At 55.9% G+C, this 5,599-nt stretch carries 6 protein-coding genes; 5 read left to right on the top strand and 1 reads right to left on the bottom strand.

The genetic code is table 11. The features are described from left to right. The first annotated feature begins 76 nt into the window (after positions 1–76). The 5 genes from KHU33_RS25070 (at position 77) to KHU33_RS25050 (ending at position 4,776) form a co-directional block, all read left to right on the top strand. Positions 77–937 (top strand): fumarylacetoacetate hydrolase family protein, encoded by an 861-nt coding sequence (locus KHU33_RS25070; protein WP_211468099.1) that lies wholly within the window; start codon positions 77–79, stop codon positions 935–937. 137 nt (positions 938–1,074) lie between these two features. Then, the gene (locus tag KHU33_RS25065; protein WP_211468097.1) at positions 1,075–1,347 is read left to right on the top strand and encodes a DUF2917 domain-containing protein; all 273 of its coding nucleotides are present in this window, start codon (positions 1,075–1,077) and stop codon (positions 1,345–1,347) included. 75 nt (positions 1,348–1,422) lie between these two features. After that, positions 1,423–2,781 (top strand): glutathione-disulfide reductase, encoded by a 1,359-nt coding sequence (gorA, locus tag KHU33_RS25060; RefSeq protein WP_211468095.1) that lies wholly within the window; start codon positions 1,423–1,425, stop codon positions 2,779–2,781. A 74-nt stretch (positions 2,782–2,855) separates the two neighbouring features. Continuing rightward, positions 2,856–4,544 carry an acid phosphatase gene (locus tag KHU33_RS25055; RefSeq protein WP_211468092.1) on the top strand — a complete coding sequence of 563 codons (1,689 nt, stop codon included), beginning with the start codon at positions 2,856–2,858 and terminating at the stop codon, positions 4,542–4,544. A 49-nt stretch (positions 4,545–4,593) separates the two neighbouring features. Next, positions 4,594–4,776 carry a hypothetical protein gene (locus tag KHU33_RS25050; protein WP_211468090.1) on the top strand — a complete coding sequence of 61 codons (183 nt, stop codon included), beginning with the start codon at positions 4,594–4,596 and terminating at the stop codon, positions 4,774–4,776. A gap of 85 nt (positions 4,777–4,861) precedes the next feature. Here KHU33_RS25050 and KHU33_RS25045 read toward each other — a convergent pair. Further along, the coding region (locus KHU33_RS25045; protein ID WP_211468088.1) for a TonB-dependent receptor domain-containing protein at positions 4,862–5,599 on the bottom strand (738 nt) is incomplete at its 5' end.

Below are 5,599 nucleotides of genomic sequence, written 5' to 3'. Positions count from 1 at the left end.
GCTCCTAGGCTTTTGGTTTAGTGGCCCGGCCACTCGCGATTTGTGCGCACGGCGTTTTTTGAAAAGGAAGCATTAGATGAAGCTATTACGAGTAGGCCCCAAAGGTCAGGAAAAACCGGCGATGTTAGACGCCGACGGCAAGCTGCGTGATTTGTCCGGCGTGGTCAAGGATATTACGGCGCAGCAGTTGACGCCTGCAGGACTGGCAAAGTTACGTGAAATCGATCCTGCCAGCCTGCCGCAAATCAGCTCCCCTGGCCGCATCGGTACACCGTTCACGGGTTTGGGAAAATTCATGTGCGTCGGTTTGAATTACAGCGACCACGCGGCCGAATCCGGTTTGCCGGTGCCGCCGGAGCCGGTGCTGTTCAATAAATGGAATAGCTGTTTCGGCGGCCCCAACGATCCGGTGGTGATGCCGAAAAATTCCGTCAAGACCGATTGGGAAGTGGAGCTGGGCGTGGTGATCGGCAGCAAGGCGCGTTATGTGGTGCTTGGCCAGGCTTTGTCGCACGTCGCCGGCTATTGCGTGATCAACGACGTGTCTGAGCGTGAATATCAACTCGAACGCAGCGGCACCTGGGACAAGGGCAAGGGTTGCGACTCCTTCGGTCCGGTCGGTCCATGGCTGGTCACCGCCGATGAAGTGGCTGATCCGCAGAATCTTTCGATGTGGCTGGAAGTTAATGGCAAGCGCTTCCAGAACGGCAGCACCAGGACCATGATTTTCAATGTCGCTTTCCTGATCCATTACATCAGCCAGTTCGTCACCTTGTACCCGGGCGACATCATTTCGACCGGCACTCCGCCCGGCGTCGGCATGGGGCAAAAACCGCCGCTTTATCTCAAGCACGGCGACGTGATACGGCTCGGCATCGACGGTCTCGGCGAACAGCAACAGACTGTGCATGCATGGGACGAGAGCTTGCTGGATTAACCGGTTCAATTTCGATTTGTGCCTGGGAAGCACAAGTGTTGTTCTGATTTCCTGGATTGTGCTGATTGCTGGAAATAATAATAATGAATGGCAATCAGTGTTTGACTCGATTGACACCAACATACCGAGGCAAAACCATGAAATCGGAAAACATCAGCCATCTGCTGACAGGAGAACACACCCACAACATCATCCATCTGGCAGAGGATCAGACTATCTCGATTCAGAAAGCCTTGAAACAGGGCGAGAGAATCAAGTGCCTGAGCGGCCTGTTATGGATTACCGCGGCAGATTTCAAAGGAGATATTTTCTTGAATGAAAATAAGGATGTTGAAATGCATGGCGCAAAACACATCGTGATCACCGCTTTAAAAGCTTCCAGTTTCACCTACGAGCAGACGATGACGTAATAGATGACGTAAGATTCGGCATTGCTCGCCGCTTTGGCCGGGCGTCTTGGCCCGATCGGGGCGCGGAGAATGCCAATGTCTTTTGATGTCGATCTGTTTGTGATCGGAGCCGGTTCCGGCGGCGTGCGCGCCGCCCGTTTTTCTGCCGGGTTCGGCGCCCGTGTGGCGGTGGCGGAAAGCCGTTATCTGGGCGGTACTTGTGTCAATGTAGGCTGCGTGCCGAAGAAGTTTCTGGTCTACGGCGCTCATTTCAGCGAGGATTTCGAGCAGGCGTCCAGTTTCGGCTGGAGCGCAGGCAAGCCGCAATTCGACTGGCCCACGCTGATCGCCAACAAGAATCGCGAGATTCACCGGCTCAACGAAGTCTATCGCGGCTTGTTGCTCAACAGCGGCGTCACGCTGCACGAGGGCCACGCCCGGCTGCTGGATAAGCACACCGTCGAGATCAACGGCCAGCGCATACGTGCCGCCAACATCCTGATTGCCACCGGCAGCTGGCCGCAAGTGCCGGATATCCCCGGCAAGGAATTTGCCATTACCTCCAACGAAGCGTTCTTTTTAAAACAACTGCCGCGCCGCGTGCTGGTGATCGGCGGCGGTTATATCGCGGTCGAATTCGCTTCGATCTTTCATGGCCTGGGGGCGCAGACCAGCCTGCTGTACCGGGGCGATCTGTTCTTGCGCGGTTTCGATCATGGCGTGCGCCAGCATTTGAATGACGAATTCCTGAAGAAAGGCGTGGACCTGCAATTCAATGCCGATATCGCCAGCATAAGCAAGCTGGCCGACGGCAGTTTGAACGTGCGCTTGAAAGATGGCCGCGTGCTCGACACCGACTGCGTGTTCTACGCTACCGGCCGGCGGCCGATGCTGGATGAACTAGGCCTTGAGAATGTCGAGGTGGCGCTGGACGCCAAAGGATTTATCCAGGTCGATCAGGAATACCGCAGCTCGGAGCCAAACATCCTGGCATTGGGCGACGTCATCGGCAAGGTGCAACTCACGCCGGTGGCGCTGGCCGAAGGCATGGCCGTCGCCCGGCGTTTGTTCCGCCCCGAGGACTATCGTCCGGTGGATTATCAGCTGATTCCGAGCGCGGTGTTCAGCTTGCCCAACATCGGCACGGTGGGACTGACGGAAGAACAGGCGCAGAAGGCCGGACATCAGCTGAAAATCTTCGAAACCCGGTTCCGGCCGATGAAGCTGAGCCTGGGCGATTACCATGAAAAAACCATGATGAAGCTGATAGTCGACGCTGACAGCGACAAAGTGCTCGGCTGCCATATGGTAGGGCCGGATGCCGGAGAAATCATCCAAGGCATTGCAGTAGCCTTGCGCGCCGGCGCCACCAAGCGCGTGTTCGACGACACCATCGGCATACACCCGACCTTGGCCGAAGAATTTGTCACGCTGAGAACGCCACGCCCGGATTGACAAACTGATGCCAACAGCGGGACGTCTGCTGCTAATATGGCAAGCTGTGAAATCAGATCAACGCAGACGCAGCCATGAACGAAAATGAAAAAAAACCGGAATTGACAGAACAAGATGAAGCAGCAGGTTTCACGCGCCGCCGCTTTCTCGGCAGCGTGGTTGCAGTGGGCGCCAGCCTGGCCTTGTCCGATTGCGCCAGCGACGGCAGCCGGCAGATAGCCGACGCTGCCGATGCAAAGCAGGAAAAGCTGCTGGACCAGCAACTGCAATCGGCCATCAAGCATGTGGTGGTAATCTACGCCGAGAACCGCAGTTTCAATAACCTCTACGGTAATTTCCCGGGTGTGCAAAAACCTCTGGCGCAAGCGCTGCAAGCGCGCTACACGCAACTGGACCGCGACGGTAAAACGCCGCTGGCGCAACTGCCCAAGATCTGGGGCGGCCTGGTGCCGCAGGCGCAGCAGGTGGATGGCCAACGCTATGCGATTGCCGAAGACCAGATTACGGGCTTGCCCAACGCCCCGTTCAAGTTGAGCGACCAGCACGGAAAACTCTTGCCGCAAGGCGTGATCACGCGTGATCTATGGCATAGGTTTTATCAAAACCAGATGCAGATCAATGGCGGCAAAAACGACCAGTTCGTAGCCTGGGCCGATTCCGGCGCGCTGACCATGGGGCACTACAGTGAAACCGCCAGCAAACTGCGCTTGTGGAAACTGGCCGAGCAGTACACCTTGTGCGACAACTTTTTCATGTCGGCTTTCGGCGGTTCCTATCTCAACCATATCTTCCTGATTTCCGGGCAGACGCCGTATTATCCCGACGTCCACAACAGCCCGGCGCGTCATAACGTGTCGACCGTAGAGGGCGATGATCCCAAGGGCGCGCGTCTGAAACTGGATGACAAGAATCCGGCCTCGGCCATCGATGGCCCGCCCAAATTTCTGCGCGACCGCGCCATCACGCCGGACGGCTATGCGGTCAATACCATGGCGCCGCCGTACCAGCCCAGTTTCGTCAAACCGGTGAAAGGCGGCGATCCGGCTTACGCCGATGCCGACGATCCGATGGTGCTGCCGCCGCAAACCTATGCAACCATCGGCGATCGTCTGTCGGAAAAAGGCGTCAGCTGGGCCTGGTATTCCGGCGCCTGGCAAGCTGCATTGGACGGCAAGGCGAACGACGACGCGGTGCCGAATTTTCAATATCATCACCAGCCCTTCAATTACTTCAAAAGTTTTGCGCCCGGCACCGCGCTGCGCGAAACGCATTTGAAAGATGCCGGGCTGGGCGACGATCCGGCCACCAACAAATTCCTGGCGGACGTCGATGCAGGACGCTTGCCGCAGGTCAGCTTCTACAAACCGCAGGGCAATCTGAACCTGCATGCCGGTTACGCCGACGTCGAATCCGGCGATCGTCACATTGCCAACGTCATCGCCCATCTGCAGCGCGGACCGCAATGGCCGCACATGATGGTGATCATCACCCACGATGAAAACGGCGGCTGGTGGGACCATGTAGCGCCGCCCAAGGGCGACCGCTGGGGGCCGGGTTCACGGATTCCTGCAACTGTCATTTCGCCGTATGCAAAAAAGGGATTTGTCGATCACACGGTGTACGACACCACCTCCATCATGCGTTTCATTACCCGCCTGCACGGCTTGCGCAAGCTGGATGCATTGATCGCACGTGATCAGGCGTTCCGCGAAAATCAGCAAGCGCCGCTAGGAGATCTGACCAATACCTTGAATTTGGCATAGCTTGCTGTGCTGCTGAGAGCATTGCGTATTTCCGAGAGGATATGCTGAGTTGCTGGATAAAGGCAGTGCGCAGATCGAGCAACTCATCGTCGAACAAAACGCCAATGACGCCGATATCGAAGAAGTCACCGTGGCGCTGCTGTACGTGCTGCCTAGCGAATTCGACACCATCCAGATCAAGCTGAAAGCGCTGCCGGAAGTGCATGAGGTGAGTGCAATCCGTTTGCCATAAATGCTGCTCATCCGATAGCTAGCGGATTTGCGGAAGGGCAAGGCGGGATATCGATTGCAGGATTCTCCGCCTTGACCAGCGCTGGCTAATGAAATTGATAGCGCATGTTAGCGTAGATAAAACGTCCTACGAGATCATTGGTACTTTGAACGAATGTGTCGGAGTATGACGAATTTGCATATACCGGCGCTTTGTCAAACAGATTGTTGGTGCCAAAGTTCAATGTCAGGTTTTTCATCGGTTTGGTGTTGAAATTCATATCCCATACTGTGTAAGACGGAATACGCGCATTCGTGATGGCGGGATCCTGGGAGTGGGTCGGGTCATCGATATTGCGGGTGCTGGCGTAAGTTCTGGCCGTAATCGCCAGTTCGTGGCTGGCATATTCGTAAGCTGTACGGAAGGAATTGCTCCATCTAGGATGCTTGATTGAATCCAGCCGGCTTACCGGCGCCGCACCCGGTGTGGTGCTCTGTTTTAAACTGAGTGTGTAATTGTTGGCTTCGCGGAACTTGAGTTTGCCCCAATTGCCAAGAGATACGTCGTATTTCACATCCAGATCGAGACCTTGGAGATCAGTTCTGCCGACGTTGATATAGGGTGAGGTGATGCTGTTGATTCGGCCCTTATTGAGTCCGGGATAGCGTTTTTCCAGCGCAGCATTGCGAGGATCGCGGCCAATCATCGCTGCATAGCCAGGGACGACATCTTCGTTGTCCAGAATATATTGCGGATCAAGCGACTGAATCGTGTTGCGCTGCTTGATGCCATACCAGTCTAGCGATGCGGACAACTCTTTGGCCGCTTGCCAAACAACGCCAAA

The organism is Collimonas silvisoli (assembly GCF_018305005.1).
Taxonomy (GTDB): domain Bacteria; phylum Pseudomonadota; class Gammaproteobacteria; order Burkholderiales; family Burkholderiaceae_D; genus Collimonas; species Collimonas silvisoli.
Note: the sequence above shows the minus strand (reverse complement) of the source record. Positions and strands in the feature narration are given on the sequence as shown.

Coding starts and splice junctions, on each gene's coding strand:
- KHU33_RS25070 (WP_211468099.1), top strand. CDS start 77: ATGAAGCTATTACGAGTAGGCCCCAAAGGTCAGGAAAAACCGGCGATG.
- KHU33_RS25065 (WP_211468097.1), top strand. CDS start 1,075: ATGAAATCGGAAAACATCAGCCATCTGCTGACAGGAGAACACACCCAC.
- gorA (WP_211468095.1), top strand. CDS start 1,423: ATGTCTTTTGATGTCGATCTGTTTGTGATCGGAGCCGGTTCCGGCGGC.
- KHU33_RS25055 (WP_211468092.1), top strand. CDS start 2,856: ATGAACGAAAATGAAAAAAAACCGGAATTGACAGAACAAGATGAAGCA.